Here is a 14,456-nt window from a genome sequence, read left to right on the forward strand (position 1 = left end):
GCTTGTCAAGTTCTTTTAATCTTTTTCACGCAAAAAAAGAGCAGGCTATCTTTCGATAACCTGCTCTTTTACATAGTTATTTGGTTCAGCACCTTAACTTAATGACATTGGGCTCCCTGGAGTCTACTCTTTTCTATCTAACGCTTCATACAGCTGAGCTAAATTGCGCTCCAACCTGCTTAACATTTCCTTGCCGCTTTGCTCGGCAATCAATCCCGCGCGCACAGCGAAGTCAATCTCCCGCGAGAAACCATACATCTGCGTGTCCAAAACTTCTTCGTAAAGTGGACATTGACGGGTCGTCAAGTTCTCCATCTGTACTTCGATGAGTTTTTCTATTTTAGTTGCATCTTCCATCAGGAGACGAAGTGCTTTCTCATGCAATTGAATCGTGACTTCCGGTGAAGACATCGTTTTCCCCCCTGTGCGTGTACCCGCCGTCGTCTATATCTTTTATATTAGACGAAAAAGACCTAATACACAAGGACAAAACAGAAAAGCACCTCTCCATTTAGAAGAGATGCTCCAAATCGCTTACCTTGTAGGCTATTCCGTAATAACAGATACATTAAGGTTATGTTTCGCGAATACTTCTGCCATTGCTGCTTTTGCTTCTTCAGCATCAGGTCCGTGAACATGAAGCTCATAAGCGTGTCCGCCTACCAGCGTAGTAAATAAACCTAGAATACTTTTTACATCAATATATTTGTTATCGGCTTGCAGTACGATTGAAGAGCGGAATTGGCTAGCTGCTTGGGAAATTTCTACGATTGCTGCGTTGTTAGACATGGGGAATCCCTCCAGTTAATTAGTAAAGCTTACCTTTGACACAATGATAACCCGAAATGTCATATCCATCAAGAGGTAAAATGAAAAACGCTTCAATTTCATTTATTTCAAATTTTCGGAATTTAATCCCTCTAGCTCTGGCAATACGAAATGACCATCTTTTCGAACTAAAATATCATCGAAATAAATTTCTCCGCCACCATATTCCGGACGTTGGATGAGAACAAGATCCCAATGGATAGAAGATCTATTGCCGTTATCCGTCTCCTCATAAGCTTGCCCTGGCGTGAAATGCAGGCTTCCTGCAATCTTCTCATCGAACAAAATATCGTTCATGGGGTGCAGAATGTACGGATTAAATCCTATTGCGAATTCACCTATGTACCTCGCCCCCTCATCCATATCCAATATTTCATTCAACCGCTGCTTATCATTACTCGTGGCCTTCACGATTCGACCATTCTCGAAGGTGAAGGAAATATTCTGGAAGGACACTCCATTATAGACGCTAGGAGAATTGTAAGTGATTGTTCCTTGAACCGAATCGCGCACCGGTGCAGAGAATACCTCCCCATCTGGAATATTGCGGTGACCCGAGCATTTCTTCGCCCCGATGCCTTTAATGGAGAAGGAGAGATCTGTGCCTGGAGCAACGATCCGCACCTTGTCTGTCCTCTTCATAAGAGCTTGCAGAGGGTCCATCGCTCTATCCATCTTCGCATAGTCCAGGTTACACACATTGAAATAAAAATCCTCGAACGCTTCTGTACTCATATTGGCAAGCTGAGCCATGGACGCATTCGGGTAACGAAGCACGACCCATTTGGTCCGTTTCACCCGCTCCTCCATATGTACAGGATGTCTATATATTTGGTCATACAGCCGCATTTTATCATCAGGAACATCAGATAAGGCATTCACGTTATCGCCAGATCGAATGCCAATGTACCCTTGCATTTGTTTCATTCGCTGCAGATCCAGCTCCGCCCACAGCTCGATTTGTTCCTTCGTCGCATGCTTAAGCAGCGTACGAAGCACGGACTTGTCGCTCGTCTCGACGAATGGTCTTCCGCCGCGGCTTGCTATCTCTTCAATTAAACATTTGACGAGCTCCCGCTCTGAGCCAATCATATCAATGAGAATATGATCACCCGGCTGCACATCGATCGAATAACCGGCCAGATTAGCCGCAAGCTTTTGCAATCTAGAGTCACGCATTTGTATCACAAACCTCCAAGTATCCTTTTTCATTCGACAATCCAGATATCAGCTGCTGCTGAATCCACTTTCGACTATTTATTTAACCGTATTCGAGGAGGTTCCGTCAAATGAATCAAAGACAACATTCGTTTCTCTTTTTTCTTCTTTGGACACTTTATCTTTGTCATACATAAGCGTTGTATGCTCATTCAATTGCAGGGGCACAAGATTCTTGCGGTCAATGATGACCTCATAGTGCGACTGTACCTTCAATGATTGGAGCATATTATTCATTGCTTCACGGGAGTCATTCAGCTGCTGCATCCATTCTTTCTTGTAAGCACTGTCCTCTAGAGGCGCTTGTTCAGCCAAGCTGTCCATCTCCTCCGTCAGCTGACGCTTCCACAGCTCGCTGGCTGCAGCGTCATCGATTTGAACATGTACCTTAACCGTTTCAGCGTTAGAGGCTTCCTCGCTCAAGGTAACCTCCTTATTGGCCTTCTTAATTTGCTCCAGCAGCTCAACTGGACTCCAACCCAGCTCCTTACCCTGCTCGGTCTTTGCGCTAATTTTAGTGTGATCCACTATGCTTCCCTGAAAAGTAAGAGGTGCCGCTGTCCAACCATCCGCTGTCGACACCGTTGTCTGCCCTGAGAAGGCATAACGATCTGTCCCTGCAAGGCCGGCGATAGATAGCGATAGCCACTCTTCAGGTGAATGATTCATGCTGGAGCAGCCCGATAATGAGGTGCTTACAGCTAGTACGGCTGCACAGATTCTTATATGAGTTCTCCTCATCTTTTAGCCTCCTGATCGTTACCTCGATGTTCCTAATGGTATCGTCCCTTACTAGGCGGCTGCTTATTCCTGCTCTTCTTCACAGGCGTCATCCTCAAATAAAAAAACCGCCCCTCAGGGCGGTTAGTGATCAATGCTCAGTCGTAGCACCGACGAAAATACAGTTTCTTCCGTTATGCTTCGCTTCATATAGAGCCATATCGGCACGGTAGAATAGTGATTCTACACTGATCTTCTCGTTCTCGAAGGTCCACTCCGATATGCCGCAGGAGACCGTTACAACCGGATTCGTTTCGGACTCCACATGGGATCGAATTCTCTCTGCAATCCGATATGCTTGCTCTGCGTGGATACCTGGCAAATAGACAGCCAGCTCTTCCCCGCCCCATCTTGCCGCTATATCGCCTTGCCTGATCGAAGCGCGAATAATATCACTCACTTGTACCAGAATACGATCTCCAACCTGATGACCGAACGTATCGTTAATCGTTTTGAAATGATCAATATCAACCAATATTAGTGCACCAAGAGGATCTTTGCGCTGACGATTCTGAATTTGCTCATTCAAATAATGTCTGGCATGCAGCCCTGTCAAATTATCAGTAATGACCATTCTTCGCACTTCCGCATGCAGCGACGCATTCGTAATGGCAAGACCAATATGTGTTGACATCACCTGCAGCAGCTTATAATTGTCGTAGGAGAAGAAATTAGCTGACTTATGAGTAACCATAATAACTCCAAGCACTACACCGTCCACCGTAATCGGTGCTGCAATTAGGGAACGCGAGCCCGTACTGTCCATCAGCTTAGAGGTAACAACCCGCGTATGCCAGTAATCTGAAATGATCAGAGGCTCCTTCGTCCTGTTCACAATTCCACAAAACCCATATTCGGGAGAGAAAACCTCGCTCGACATCGTAGGAATATTGCTTGATACGACGAGAAATTCATTTTTTTCTTTATTCAGCTGGAGGACGCAGCAATGATCAGCATCGAAGATCGACATTAATTCCATTGTCACGAACTGAAAAATTTCCTTCAGCCGCAAAGATTGATTCAATCGCTTCGTCAGCTCGTTCAACAGCCTAAGCTCATCAATGAGCAGATTGGACTGCTCATTGAGCTTCGCATTCTCAAAGGCCGAACCAGCAGTGTCCGCAAGCAGCACAAAAGCGGGAAGATCAGCCTCATCCCAACGGCTTGCAGCTATCGTCAAGCAAAGGACACCATATGCAGCCTGTTTGCCTGTCATTGGCACTGCCAATTTCATCGTTCCGTCTCTGTCATACTCCGTAACCGCATGACCTTCTAGAAAGGCCTTGGCAACCAAATCATGCGCCGCATTCTTGAATACGAGAGGCTTCACCCTGGCATCCCCGTTCAGGTGATCCTGCGACAGATACAGATGGACCTCCGAGCTCGGATAGAGCTGCTCCAAACTTTTGAGCATCTCCGACAGTACAGAAGTTACATCGATCTGATTGTACAGCCGCTTCGCAACCATGAAGAGCATTTCTCTGCGACTCGCTTCCTTCTCCAGCCGATGCTGTTGTAGAAGCATATCCCTTATGTAGAGCTGTTCGAACCGTCTATAGAAGAAGCTTCGAAAATGCAAGGAGCTGTACTGCACAAGTGCAGCATTAATCAGACTGCCCTCTACATCAACGTATACCATAATGCAAAAAGGACGCTCCTCCGAACGCTTCATGACGGGGACCGCTATCGCTTCTAGCGCTTGCTCTGAGGAAACCGCGTGTGTCATCGTTTCCTTTACCTTGCACGCTAGTTTTCTAGCGAGCTGAGCAGCTTCGTTATTATTTTGTATATTCGGACTGCCAGCAGAAGTAATTAATGTTAGATCCCAGTCAAAGATGGCGAACCAGCCATTCTGGAATAGAGCTTGTCCATTCATTTCATTCTGCCATGTCACAAAGCTATCCTGAAGCAGAGGCCCTATATAAGGCCCATCTGCATCGGTTATATCTTCTTCTTCGAACCATATCATCTGTTCACTATCCTCAGTTACATTTTGAATGGCTGTCTTGCCAAATTCATCAATGATAGGATGATAGTTATTGTTATCCGTCATCTGCAACACCCAGCCCTTCCATACGTGTAACAAGGAGATGAGCATCTATCTTAGCTTGAACTGCAGTTTCCCTGAATATACAAGGAAGAACCAGTTCAGCGTTGTTTTCATCATACTTTATTTTTGAGAATTTTGCACTACTCATTATCCAGAAAATAGGCCTTTAGACTCCCTATATGGATAAGTCATCTCTTATCGGAAATACCTTGACATTTGCTGTGTATTTCGTATAATATTTATTGTTGAATACATGGGCGTACGGTTTTGTGTCACCCTCAGAAATACGTTCGCTGATAACCCAGCGGCTGAACTGATTATCAGGCTCCGATTCTATCGGGCATAGAGCGTATTCGGCGAAACACAACCCCATTCTCAAAATCCCATTTGATGAAGGAGTTAACACGACGCATGTCACGTTATACAGGACCTAAATTTAAATTAAGCCGCCGCCTTGGAATTTCTTTGAGCGGTACTGGCAAAGAACTCAAACGCCCATTCCCACCAGGACAACATGGTCCTAACCAACGCAGAAAAATGACCAACTACGGTCTTCAACTGCAAGAGAAACAAAAGCTCCGTCACATGTACGGTTTGAACGAGAAGCAATTCCGCAACTTGTTCGACAAAGCTGCTAAACAAAAAGGTATTGCCGGCGAAAACTTCATGTTCCTTCTTGAAAGCCGTCTGGACAACCTCGTTTACCGCCTTGGACTTTCCAACTCACGCGCTGGTTCGCGTCAATTGGTATCACATGGTCACGTAACAGTAAACGGTAAAAAAGTCGACATCGCTTCCTACAGTGTTTCCATCGGCGACGTAATCGGTCTGCGCGAGCGCAGCCGTGGCCTGAAAACAATCAAAGAAGCAATGGAAGGCCGTCATCACCTGCCGAACTACTTGGAGTTCAACGATCAAGCAATGGAAGGCAAGTATATTCGCTTACCAGAGCGCGCTGAGTTGTCCCAAGATATCGACGAGAAACAAATCGTCGAATGGTACAGCCGTTAATTATGACAAGACAAACCCCCACGAACCTGTGCAGGCTCGATGGGGGTTTGTTTTTTTGCCAACGAGCATTTATAGCTATAACCTATTAAGTTTATATCATTTATATATTTAACATATAGCCATTGATCTGTCATGATTGAGGTATCCCATTAATAAGGAGCGGATCAATATGCAATCATCCTCCCATTGGAAAGCAGAAGCTTATGACCAGTATCTTGGATTTGTCTCTCAGCTTGGCAAGGGTATTCTGCAATGGCTTGATCCTAAGCCCCATGAACGAATTCTGGATTTAGGCTGCGGAACCGGCGATCTTAGTTATGAGATTCATCAAGCATGCAGGGAAGTAGTTGGATTAGACTATTCCACTACTATGATTGCCGAAGCACAAAAAAAATATGAAGCTATCGAGTTCATTGTAGGTGACGGCCAACATTTCACCTTCGAGCAGCCATTTGACGCCATCTTCTCCAATGCTGCACTGCACTGGATGACAAGTCCTGCAAACGTTATTGAGAGCGTCTGGAACTCCCTCCATAGTGGCGGAAGATTCGTAGCAGAATTCGGAGCCAAAGGCAATGTTGATACGATAGTCAAAGCCATCTATGAAGTACTCCCAAGCTATGGTCTAGACCCGGTCGAGTTAAATCCATGGTACTTCCCAACCATTGCGGAATACAGTCGTTTATTAGAGAAGCAGGGCTTCCAAGTCCGCTTAGCGGAGCATTTTGCAAGACCGACAGTGCTCCCAGACGGCGAGAATGGACTTATGCACTGGCTGTCACAGTTCGCAGAGCCTTTTCTTCGCTCCCTGTCAGAGACAGATAAGCTCGCCGCTACCCGCCAGATCGACCAATTGGTGAAGCAGCATATTAGCCGCGGAGAAGGCAATACGATTATGGCCGACTACAGCCGTATTCGCATTGCAGCTTACAAGCGTAAATAATGGAGCCTGCTTGCTGCCCTCAGAGGGCAGCAAGCAGGCTCTTCATATAGCAAAGTGATTATGACTGCTCTGGCTTGTTGTCTATTGGATCTGCCTTAGAAGCTTCTCGTCTGAATACTGGTGTTTCTATCGTTTGTGTCAGCTCGGAAGCTGATGATTTCGTAATCTTGGAAGTAAGACCATGCATGAGTGCGTTCACATCGATTCCCGATACGCTCTTGAGCATCTCTGGGGCAGTAGCCATAAGGGAAGTGACATAATTGCTAAGGCGAGTAGCTCCTTCACCCTGTCCAGTATCCACAATGGTCAGCTTATCAATCCCTTTGATAGGCTCTGCTACTTTACCAGCGAGCTCAGGCAGCATTTTCACTATAATATCAAGAACTGCCGCTTGGCCGAATTTCTCGAACGCTTCAGCCAGCTTCACCTTCGCCTCTGCTTCCGCTAGACCACGCAGACGGATAACATCGGCTTCTGCCGTCCCCTTTGCTCTCTCTGCTTCTGCAACAGCCAGACCATCGAGCCGTTTCTGGGATGCTAATGCCTTCGCTTCCGCTTCTATTCGATACTGCACCGCATCGGCTTCGAATAGACGCTTTGCTTTATCTGCTTCTGCGGCCTGTTCCACGGCATAACGATCCGCATCCGCCTTCTTCTTCACTTCCGCATCATACTGCTTCTCCCGGCGCAATATTTCCTTTCCTTCCAGGTCAATCTCACGTTCCTTCCGCACAAGCTCAACCTTCATCTGCTCCTCGACAACGCCTTGCTTGGAACGTGCCTCCTGGATAGCATAGGCTTGGTCCGCTTCTGCCTTCGCCTGATCCTGCTCCTTCTTGAATGAAGCGACCTTCATTTCTCTTTCTTTTTCCGCCTCGGCAATGTTCGTATCGCGTAGAAGCTCGGCCTTCTGCCCTTCTTCTGCTGCCTGTGCCTTCTTAATCCGCGAATCCCGTATCGCCTCTGCTTCAGCAATATCAGCATCCCGCTTCACCGCAGCAATCCGCGGCTTACCAAGCGCGTCTAAGTATCCATGCTTATCCCGCAGGTCTTTTATAGTGAAGGAAACGATCTGCAGCCCCATCTTCTTCAGATCTTTGGCCGCAACACCTTGAACCTCTTGCGCGAATTTGTCTCGATTACGATAGACTTCCTCTACGGTCATAGATCCGAGTATCGCACGAAGATGACCCTCCAGCACTTCCTGCGCCTCACTCTTAAGCGCTTCCGTCGGCTTGCCCATGAACTGCTCAGCCGCCGTTGCGATATCCTCTACGATACCGCCAATCTTAATAATGGCTACGCCATCAGCCATAACCGGCACGCCTTGCTCCGTATAGACCTCAGGAGTGGAAACGTCCAGCTTATGCGACAGCAAGGAGAGAAATTCCGCCTTCTGAAATATAGGAAGAATGAATGCTCCTCCTCCGCGAACGATCTTAATCCGACGTCCCGTATCATCGACAAGCACATTGCGGCTGCCGAGGAAGGAGCCTGTGACAATCATTGATTCATCAGGACTAACCGTCTTATAGCGTGCCCAGAATGCTAAACCTAGAACGACGAATACAGCTACAACAATAATAGGAATGATGAAATATTCAGGTATCAATACATTCAAATCTCCTCTCTATTTAAACGAATGATTTGATTACAGGGAATCCAGCATCGCGACGTACAGCGTATTATCCTTAATCTCAACAACGACTACACGAGCACCTTCCGGTATAGCTTCACCGTCAAAGCTTGCGGCTATTTGATTGGTATGACCCGCCCCAGCTTTGAGCAACACTTCTCCGTAACCAACCGCAGGAATAGAAGTAAGCACCTCCGCAATCTTCCCACTCAAATCCTGCATGGATACAGCCACCGAATTCTCACTTTGCTCCATAGGCCTTACGTAGAGAAAATAGACACCCCCTCCGGCTAGTACAGCTATCAGCACAGCCAGCAATAGGACGGCGGAAGCACTTGCCGATGTATATTGCTGAAGTAATAATCCAGCTCCTCCGAAGGCGGTAATACCTCCCACGAGCGATGTGGGCTGCAGCCATGGGTGACCCTCCAGTGATAAGAAATCGAGCGCTCCGTCCATTGCCTGGCTTATCCAGTCGCCGAATATGACACTCACGATGGCATATAGCGCACCGCCGATGAGACACCCCCACAATAAAGCCTCCAATTTCCTCCTCCTCTCTTTATAACCATATGTTGTTAGAATTGTTGATATTTATTACGTGCTATACACCTATTTTGTTTCATAAAAAAACAAAAAATATGCGGAAAATAATCGAAATCCACAGGCTCCGTTTACCTAATTACCTAGATTTATTTTCATAAATTTGCTCATGCCAACTTTTCCTTAAGAACAACCTCTAGCATGGTCTCTGCAAATCCACGGCAAACAACGCCTTACTGTCGTTTCAACCCCGCTTGCAGCCCGGGTTTTAAATGTTCAAACTTTGGCATAAAACTTTTCCTCCTTTTCCAGCGTCTAATCATATCATGCAAAAAAAATCCCTCCAGCCCTTAGGGAAAAGCAGGATTGGCTCAAGCGTTAAATAGGAATCGCATATTACGACTTTTTGTACCATACGCCCTCATGGAAGCCAATGTAACGACTGCTTCTAATGGTGTTTTATGTTATAATAGGTCTGGTTATTTGGAGGAGGAGTTCATTTCTATGCAAGAAGAGCACAAATCATCGAAACCACGAAGAAGCGGATGGCGTACATTCGGAATTGCATCATTGATAACAGCCAAATGGATTATTTACTTCGGCATTTTCATTGGATTATTAGCCGGAGGAGCGGTTACCGGTTACGTCTCGGCCTTAGTTAAAGGGGATGATGTTAGACCAAGAGCATTAATTGAAGAACAGGTAAATGAAAATTCCATAACAGGCTTCGTTTATTTCAATGATGATACACTGGTCGGCCAACTTCGCACCGAGGAAGACCGGATTCTTATTGAATATGAAGATCTGCCAGCACATGTTATAGATGCCGTCCTAGCTATTGAAGACAATAATTTCTTTAAGCATTACGGCGTCGATATTAACGGAATTGGACGGGCAGTGAAGCAGAAGCTATTGAATGAAGACACTCAGACCGGCGGCAGTACGCTAACCCAGCAGCTGGCACGGCGTGTGTTCCTCAGTCTCGACAAAACAGACAGCCGCAAGGTGAAGGAAATTTTCCTGTCACTGCGCATGGAGCGTTATTTGACGAAAGAGGAAATACTAGCGGCTTACTTGAACAAAGTGCCATTCGGCAACGGCTCAAGCGGTTATAATCTGTATGGCATCAAAGCTGCGTCCAAAGGTGTATTCGATATTACAGACCTCAATCAGCTGAATATCGCACAGGCTGCCTATCTTGCAGGCCTTCCGCAGCGTCCATCTGCCTATACAGCGTTCAACGGCAAAGGACAATTCAATGAGGATGGCTTCCAGCTGGCACTTGAGCGTCAAGGCACTGTACTCATGAGGATGCTCGAGACCGGTCGAATCAACCAACAGCAATACGACGAAGCGAAGGCTTTCGATATTCGCTCCACGTTAGCAAAGACTGTTGAAAAGGCATATACGACTTATCCATACTTAATGCTCGAATCTGAGCGGCAGGCAGCAGAAATCATGCTGATGCAGCAGGATCCTAAGCTAACGAAGGAAGATCTCCGCAAGAAGGAGAATGCTCCTCTAATTGAGGAAGCACGCGAGCATCTGCTGCGCGGCGGATATCATATATATACGACGATAGACAAAGAAATCTACCAAATCATGCGTGAAATTGGCTCAAATCCGGATAATTTCTCACCTGATAGTGAAGAGAAAGGACTCGAGCAGACAGCAGCAGTCATGCTGGATCATAAAACCGGCGCTATTCTAGGTATGCTTGAGGGCCGCGACTTCTATGAAGAGCAAATGAACTTTGCCACTCAGATGACAAGGCAGCCAGGCTCAACAATGAAGACGATTGCTGCTTATTTGCCTGCGATAGACAAAGGGTTGATCCAGCCAGCCAGCATCGTCGACGATGCTCCAATGGTATTGAAGGATGGACAAAAGGGCTTCCATATCCCGAAAAATGCGAATAACAACTATTCGGGCTTAGTAACAGCACGGGAAGCCTTGAACCGTTCGCTCAACTTGCCGGCGCTGAAGATTTTCCTAGAGGATGTTACAATCAAGAAAGCATGGGAATTCTCAAGAGAGCTCGGCATCACCACGCTCCAACCAGAAGACGATAGCGCGCAGACTGGGGTTATCGGCGGTCTAAGTATAGGCGTATCCGTTGAGGAGCTCACCAATGCTTATGGAGCGATCCCCAATAAAGGTGTCTTCAACGATGCTTATATGATTGATCGCATCACGGATGCTAATGGCAAAATCATATACGAGCATAAAGAAGAGCCAAAGCAGGTGTTCTCTGAGCAGACTGCATTCCTGGCAACAGATATGCTGAGAACGGTCATTTCCAGCGGCAGCGGTACTGCACATGCCCTTACTTCTCAGTTCAAGAACTACGGTGACATTCCAATTGCCGGTAAAACAGGCTCTACTCAAAGCTATGGCGATGTCTGGTTCATGGGCTTCACGCCAGACATTACGCTTGGTGTGTGGGCAGGCTATGAGAAGCAGGTTAATACGTTGTCCAATGATGGCAAGAAGCGAGCACGTTCCATCTGGGCGCTAATGATGAATGAAATTACGGAAGCTAAGCCGGATCTATTCACAACGGACAAATTCGAGCAGCCTTCCGGACTTGTCAAAGCTACTGTATCCAGCGCTAGCGGCAAGCTGCCTAGCCAGTTGACCAAAGAGGCAGGAATGCTTGTTACAGACTGGTTCAACAAGAAGTTCTTACCGAAGCAAACGGATGATGCCTTGGTCAAAATGGCCTATATTCCATTCAACGGTGTCAACTACGTGCCAAATGATGCAACTCCTACCGATATGGTGAAAGAACAGATCGTCATTAAACGGAAGAAGCCATTAGATCAATTAATGGATGAAATTAATGCAGCGCAAGCGAAATTGCCTGCAAGCAGCAGACGGGCTATGAGCTACTATCTTCCTAAGGATGCTGATAATGACGCTCCTTCGAAGAAGGATCCGCGGGTTGATGACGGCAAGGCTCCTTCGGCTCCTGCGGGTGTGAAGCTGCAATCCATAAGCAGCGGAGTCGTCCTGGTCAGCTTCTCTGCGAACTCCGAGAAGGATGTTGTCGGATATCGGGTATACCAATCGACCAATCAGGTCAATTATCAGAAGACAGGCAGCTCCATTCTCGTTGGTGATGCACTACAAGCCAAATTATCGGTATCAGGCGGAGGAGGCTACAATTATTATGTAACTGCAGTCGATGTGGCTGGCAAAGAATCAGGTCCATCTGCAGTGGTACAATTCGGTAATGTACCGATAATTCCAGGCTTGCCTGGCAACGAAGGTGAACAGCCTGATGAAGGTACAGCTCCACCTGAAGACTCTGTCACGCCGGAGCTTACTGCTCCTTCTGCTCCTACCGGACTGAGTGCACAGAGAACCGAGGTTAGCGTCCAATTCAGCTGGACCGCTAATCCTGAAGCTGAGGGCGTAAGAGCCTATCATATTTACTATAGCGCCAACAGCGATGGGAACTATGCTGGACTCGCATCAACGAAGAACACAACCTTCGAGTATGCTTCCCCTTTGACCGGCACGTTCTACATCACTGCCGAGAATGTGACTGGCAAATCAACACCTTCCGCCGAGTTTACAGTGAACTAAACATGAAGCCCCAAGCTCAGTCGCTAAGCAGCGATAAGCTTGGGGCTTCATTCTTTCCATTTGTTTCTTTTGCTGCGTATAATTCAGCTAATTAATCCTCTATTGTGGAGAGATCTCCGGTCGGAAGATTCAACTCCCATGCCTTCAATACTCTTCGCATAATTTTGCCGCTGCGGGTTTTCGGTAGTTTATCCTTGAACTCGATTTCTCTAGGTGCCGCATGAGCTGACAAGCCAACTTTGACAAATTGGGAAATTTCCTGTTTCAGCTCATCCGTTGCCGTGTAGCCTTCACGTAAAGCAATGAAGGCTTTAATGATTTCTCCACGCAATGGATCTGGCTTGCCAATAACGCCAGCCTCCGCAACTGCTGGATGCTCTACCAGCTTGCTCTCCACCTCGAACGGCCCTACTCTCTCCCCGGATGTATTAATAACATCATCAATTCGACCCTGGAACCAGAAATAGCCGTCCTCATCCATATACGCCGAGTCTCCCGATACGTACCAGCCCGTCAGCCTGAAATATTCTTCATACTTGGACGGATTATTCCATACTTTGCGCATCATCGACGGCCATGGTGTTTGTATAGCCAGATTCCCCATTCGATAAGGAGGAACGATATTGCCTTGGTCGTCAATAATCGCTGCCTTTACCCCTGGAATCGGCTTCCCCATAGAGCCAGGCTTAATATCCATTGACGGATAATTGCATATGAGCTGTGCACCCGTTTCGGTCATCCACCAAGTGTCGTGGATACGCTGGTTATATACTTTCATGCCCCAACGTACGACCTCTGGGTTGAGCGGTTCGCCAACGCTTAATACATGACGCAAGCTTGATAGATCGAACCCGGCTACAATATCGTCGCCCGCCCCCATCAGCATACGGAATGCGGTAGGTGCGCTGTACCAGACTGTAACCCCATATTTTTGAATAGTCTGATACCAATCATTAGGACTGAATCGTCCTCCCCTTATTACATTGGTAGCTCCGCTCAGCCAAGGGGCGAATATACCGTAAGAAGTACCAGTGACCCAGCCTGGATCAGCAGTACACCAATAAATATCATTTTCCTTCAGATCCAATACGACCTTGCCCGTATAATAATGCTGAAGCATAGCATTCTGTACATGGAATACACCCTTAGGCTTGCCTGTTGAGCCAGATGTGTAATGTAGAATAAGCCCATCCTCTCGGCCAAGCCATTCGATCTCTGCATCCTCGGATGCTTGCCTCATCTCCGAGGCATAATCAACGATTACATCGTCTGTCTCCACGTCTTCGCCGAACACGATAATATGTTTAAGCGCAGGCAATTCCTCACGTTTGATTCGTTTAAGCAGCGCCGGTGTCGTTACGATCGCTGTAGCTTCACTATCCAATAGACGGTCTTTGACAGCTGTTTCCATGAATGCCTCGAACAACGGACCGATTACTGCTCCGATCTTCATTGCACCCAGGACACTGAAATAGAGCTCAGGCGTACGCGGCATAAAAATAAATATCCGTTCGCCTTTGGTTACACCGAATTTCCTCAATACATTCGCGAAGCGGTTCGAGTGCCTCCGCAGCTCATCGAACGTGTACGCTTCATCTCGCGAGCTATCGCTGTAATAGAGGGCGACATTGTCCCCTTTTCCAGAATCCACATGCCGGTCAATGGCTTCATAAGCCATATTCATTCGACCAGTCTCATACCAGCTGAATTCCTTCTCTAGCTCTTCCCACTTGAAATTTGCGGCAGCATCCTCATAGCTCGTTAGGTTAGGGTCTACCGCTGTAGCTGGAATTCTTTCTTGATGCAAGTTGATCATTCTATCACTCTCCCATCAAATCTGTTAAACCATAGCCATA

12 protein-coding genes are annotated in these 14,456 nt (G+C 46.9%); 3 read left to right on the forward strand and 9 right to left on the reverse strand.

Translation table 11 applies throughout. The features are described from left to right. Positions 1–123 precede the first annotated feature (123 nt). From AC6ESP_RS28285 to AC6ESP_RS28310, 6 genes are all read right to left on the reverse strand, one after another. Positions 124–411 (reverse strand): Fpa/YlaN family protein, encoded by a 288-nt coding sequence (locus tag AC6ESP_RS28285; RefSeq protein ID WP_497100107.1) that lies wholly within the window; start codon positions 409–411, stop codon positions 124–126. A gap of 135 nt (positions 412–546) precedes the next feature. Then, positions 547–789 (reverse strand): HPr family phosphocarrier protein, encoded by a 243-nt coding sequence (locus tag AC6ESP_RS28290; protein ID WP_497100108.1) that lies wholly within the window; start codon positions 787–789, stop codon positions 547–549. Between the two features lie 102 nt (positions 790–891). After that, positions 892–2,007 (reverse strand): aminopeptidase, encoded by a 1,116-nt coding sequence (locus AC6ESP_RS28295; protein WP_497100135.1) that lies wholly within the window; start codon positions 2,005–2,007, stop codon positions 892–894. Between the two features lie 78 nt (positions 2,008–2,085). After that, positions 2,086–2,787 (reverse strand): hypothetical protein, encoded by a 702-nt coding sequence (locus AC6ESP_RS28300; RefSeq protein WP_497100109.1) that lies wholly within the window; start codon positions 2,785–2,787, stop codon positions 2,086–2,088. Between the two features lie 130 nt (positions 2,788–2,917). Continuing rightward, positions 2,918–4,879, reverse strand: a complete 1,962-nt coding sequence (locus tag AC6ESP_RS28305; protein WP_497100110.1) for a sensor domain-containing diguanylate cyclase — start codon at positions 4,877–4,879, stop codon at positions 2,918–2,920. Continuing rightward, positions 4,869–5,024 (reverse strand): hypothetical protein, encoded by a 156-nt coding sequence (locus tag AC6ESP_RS28310; RefSeq protein ID WP_497100111.1) that lies wholly within the window; start codon positions 5,022–5,024, stop codon positions 4,869–4,871. Before AC6ESP_RS28310 ends, AC6ESP_RS28305 begins: the two co-directional genes overlap by 11 nt. 263 nt (positions 5,025–5,287) lie before the next feature. Between AC6ESP_RS28310 and rpsD the strand changes: the two genes are divergently transcribed. Continuing rightward, positions 5,288–5,887, forward strand: coding sequence for a 30S ribosomal protein S4 (gene rpsD, locus AC6ESP_RS28315; RefSeq protein ID WP_497100112.1), 600 nt, complete (start codon positions 5,288–5,290; stop codon positions 5,885–5,887). Between the two features lie 169 nt (positions 5,888–6,056). Continuing rightward, on the forward strand, positions 6,057–6,830 hold the full coding sequence (locus AC6ESP_RS28320) for a class I SAM-dependent methyltransferase (protein WP_497100113.1): 774 nt from the start codon (positions 6,057–6,059) through the stop codon (positions 6,828–6,830). A gap of 58 nt (positions 6,831–6,888) precedes the next feature. On the opposite strand, the gene floT is transcribed toward AC6ESP_RS28320, so the two are convergent. Together floT and AC6ESP_RS28330 are read right to left on the reverse strand one after the other, a co-directional pair. After that, positions 6,889–8,439 (reverse strand): flotillin lipid rafts scaffold protein FloT, encoded by a 1,551-nt coding sequence (gene floT, locus AC6ESP_RS28325; protein ID WP_497100136.1) that lies wholly within the window; start codon positions 8,437–8,439, stop codon positions 6,889–6,891. Positions 8,440–8,481: 42 nt separating this feature from the next. Continuing rightward, positions 8,482–9,012, reverse strand: coding sequence for an NfeD family protein (locus AC6ESP_RS28330; RefSeq protein ID WP_497100114.1), 531 nt, complete (start codon positions 9,010–9,012; stop codon positions 8,482–8,484). 501 nt (positions 9,013–9,513) lie between these two features. Between AC6ESP_RS28330 and AC6ESP_RS28335 the strand changes: the two genes are divergently transcribed. Beyond that, a complete protein-coding gene (locus tag AC6ESP_RS28335; protein WP_497100115.1) occupies positions 9,514–12,600 on the forward strand; it encodes a transglycosylase domain-containing protein in 3,087 nt (1,028 codons plus the stop codon). A 91-nt stretch (positions 12,601–12,691) separates the two neighbouring features. Here the strand turns inward: AC6ESP_RS28335 and acsA are convergent, their stop codons facing one another. Next, entirely contained in the window at positions 12,692–14,416 is a 1,725-nt protein-coding gene (acsA, locus tag AC6ESP_RS28340; protein WP_497100116.1) for an acetate--CoA ligase, read from the reverse strand. Between the last annotated feature and the right edge of the window lie 40 nt (positions 14,417–14,456).

The organism is Paenibacillus xinjiangensis, assembly GCF_059686975.1.

Bases quoted from the DNA above. Each gene is read 5' to 3' on its own strand.
- AC6ESP_RS28285 (WP_497100107.1), bottom strand. From the start codon at position 411: ATGTCTTCACCGGAAGTCACGATTCAATTGCATGAGAAAGCACTTCGT.
- AC6ESP_RS28290 (WP_497100108.1), bottom strand. From the start codon at position 789: ATGTCTAACAACGCAGCAATCGTAGAAATTTCCCAAGCAGCTAGCCAA.
- AC6ESP_RS28295 (WP_497100135.1), bottom strand. From the start codon at position 2,007: ATGCGTGACTCTAGATTGCAAAAGCTTGCGGCTAATCTGGCCGGTTAT.
- AC6ESP_RS28300 (WP_497100109.1), bottom strand. From the start codon at position 2,787: ATGAGGAGAACTCATATAAGAATCTGTGCAGCCGTACTAGCTGTAAGC.
- AC6ESP_RS28305 (WP_497100110.1), bottom strand. From the start codon at position 4,879: ATGACGGATAACAATAACTATCATCCTATCATTGATGAATTTGGCAAG.
- AC6ESP_RS28310 (WP_497100111.1), bottom strand. From the start codon at position 5,024: ATGAGTAGTGCAAAATTCTCAAAAATAAAGTATGATGAAAACAACGCT.
- rpsD (WP_497100112.1), top strand. From the start codon at position 5,288: ATGTCACGTTATACAGGACCTAAATTTAAATTAAGCCGCCGCCTTGGA.
- AC6ESP_RS28320 (WP_497100113.1), top strand. From the start codon at position 6,057: ATGCAATCATCCTCCCATTGGAAAGCAGAAGCTTATGACCAGTATCTT.
- AC6ESP_RS28335 (WP_497100115.1), top strand. From the start codon at position 9,514: ATGCAAGAAGAGCACAAATCATCGAAACCACGAAGAAGCGGATGGCGT.
- acsA (WP_497100116.1), bottom strand. From the start codon at position 14,416: ATGATCAACTTGCATCAAGAAAGAATTCCAGCTACAGCGGTAGACCCT.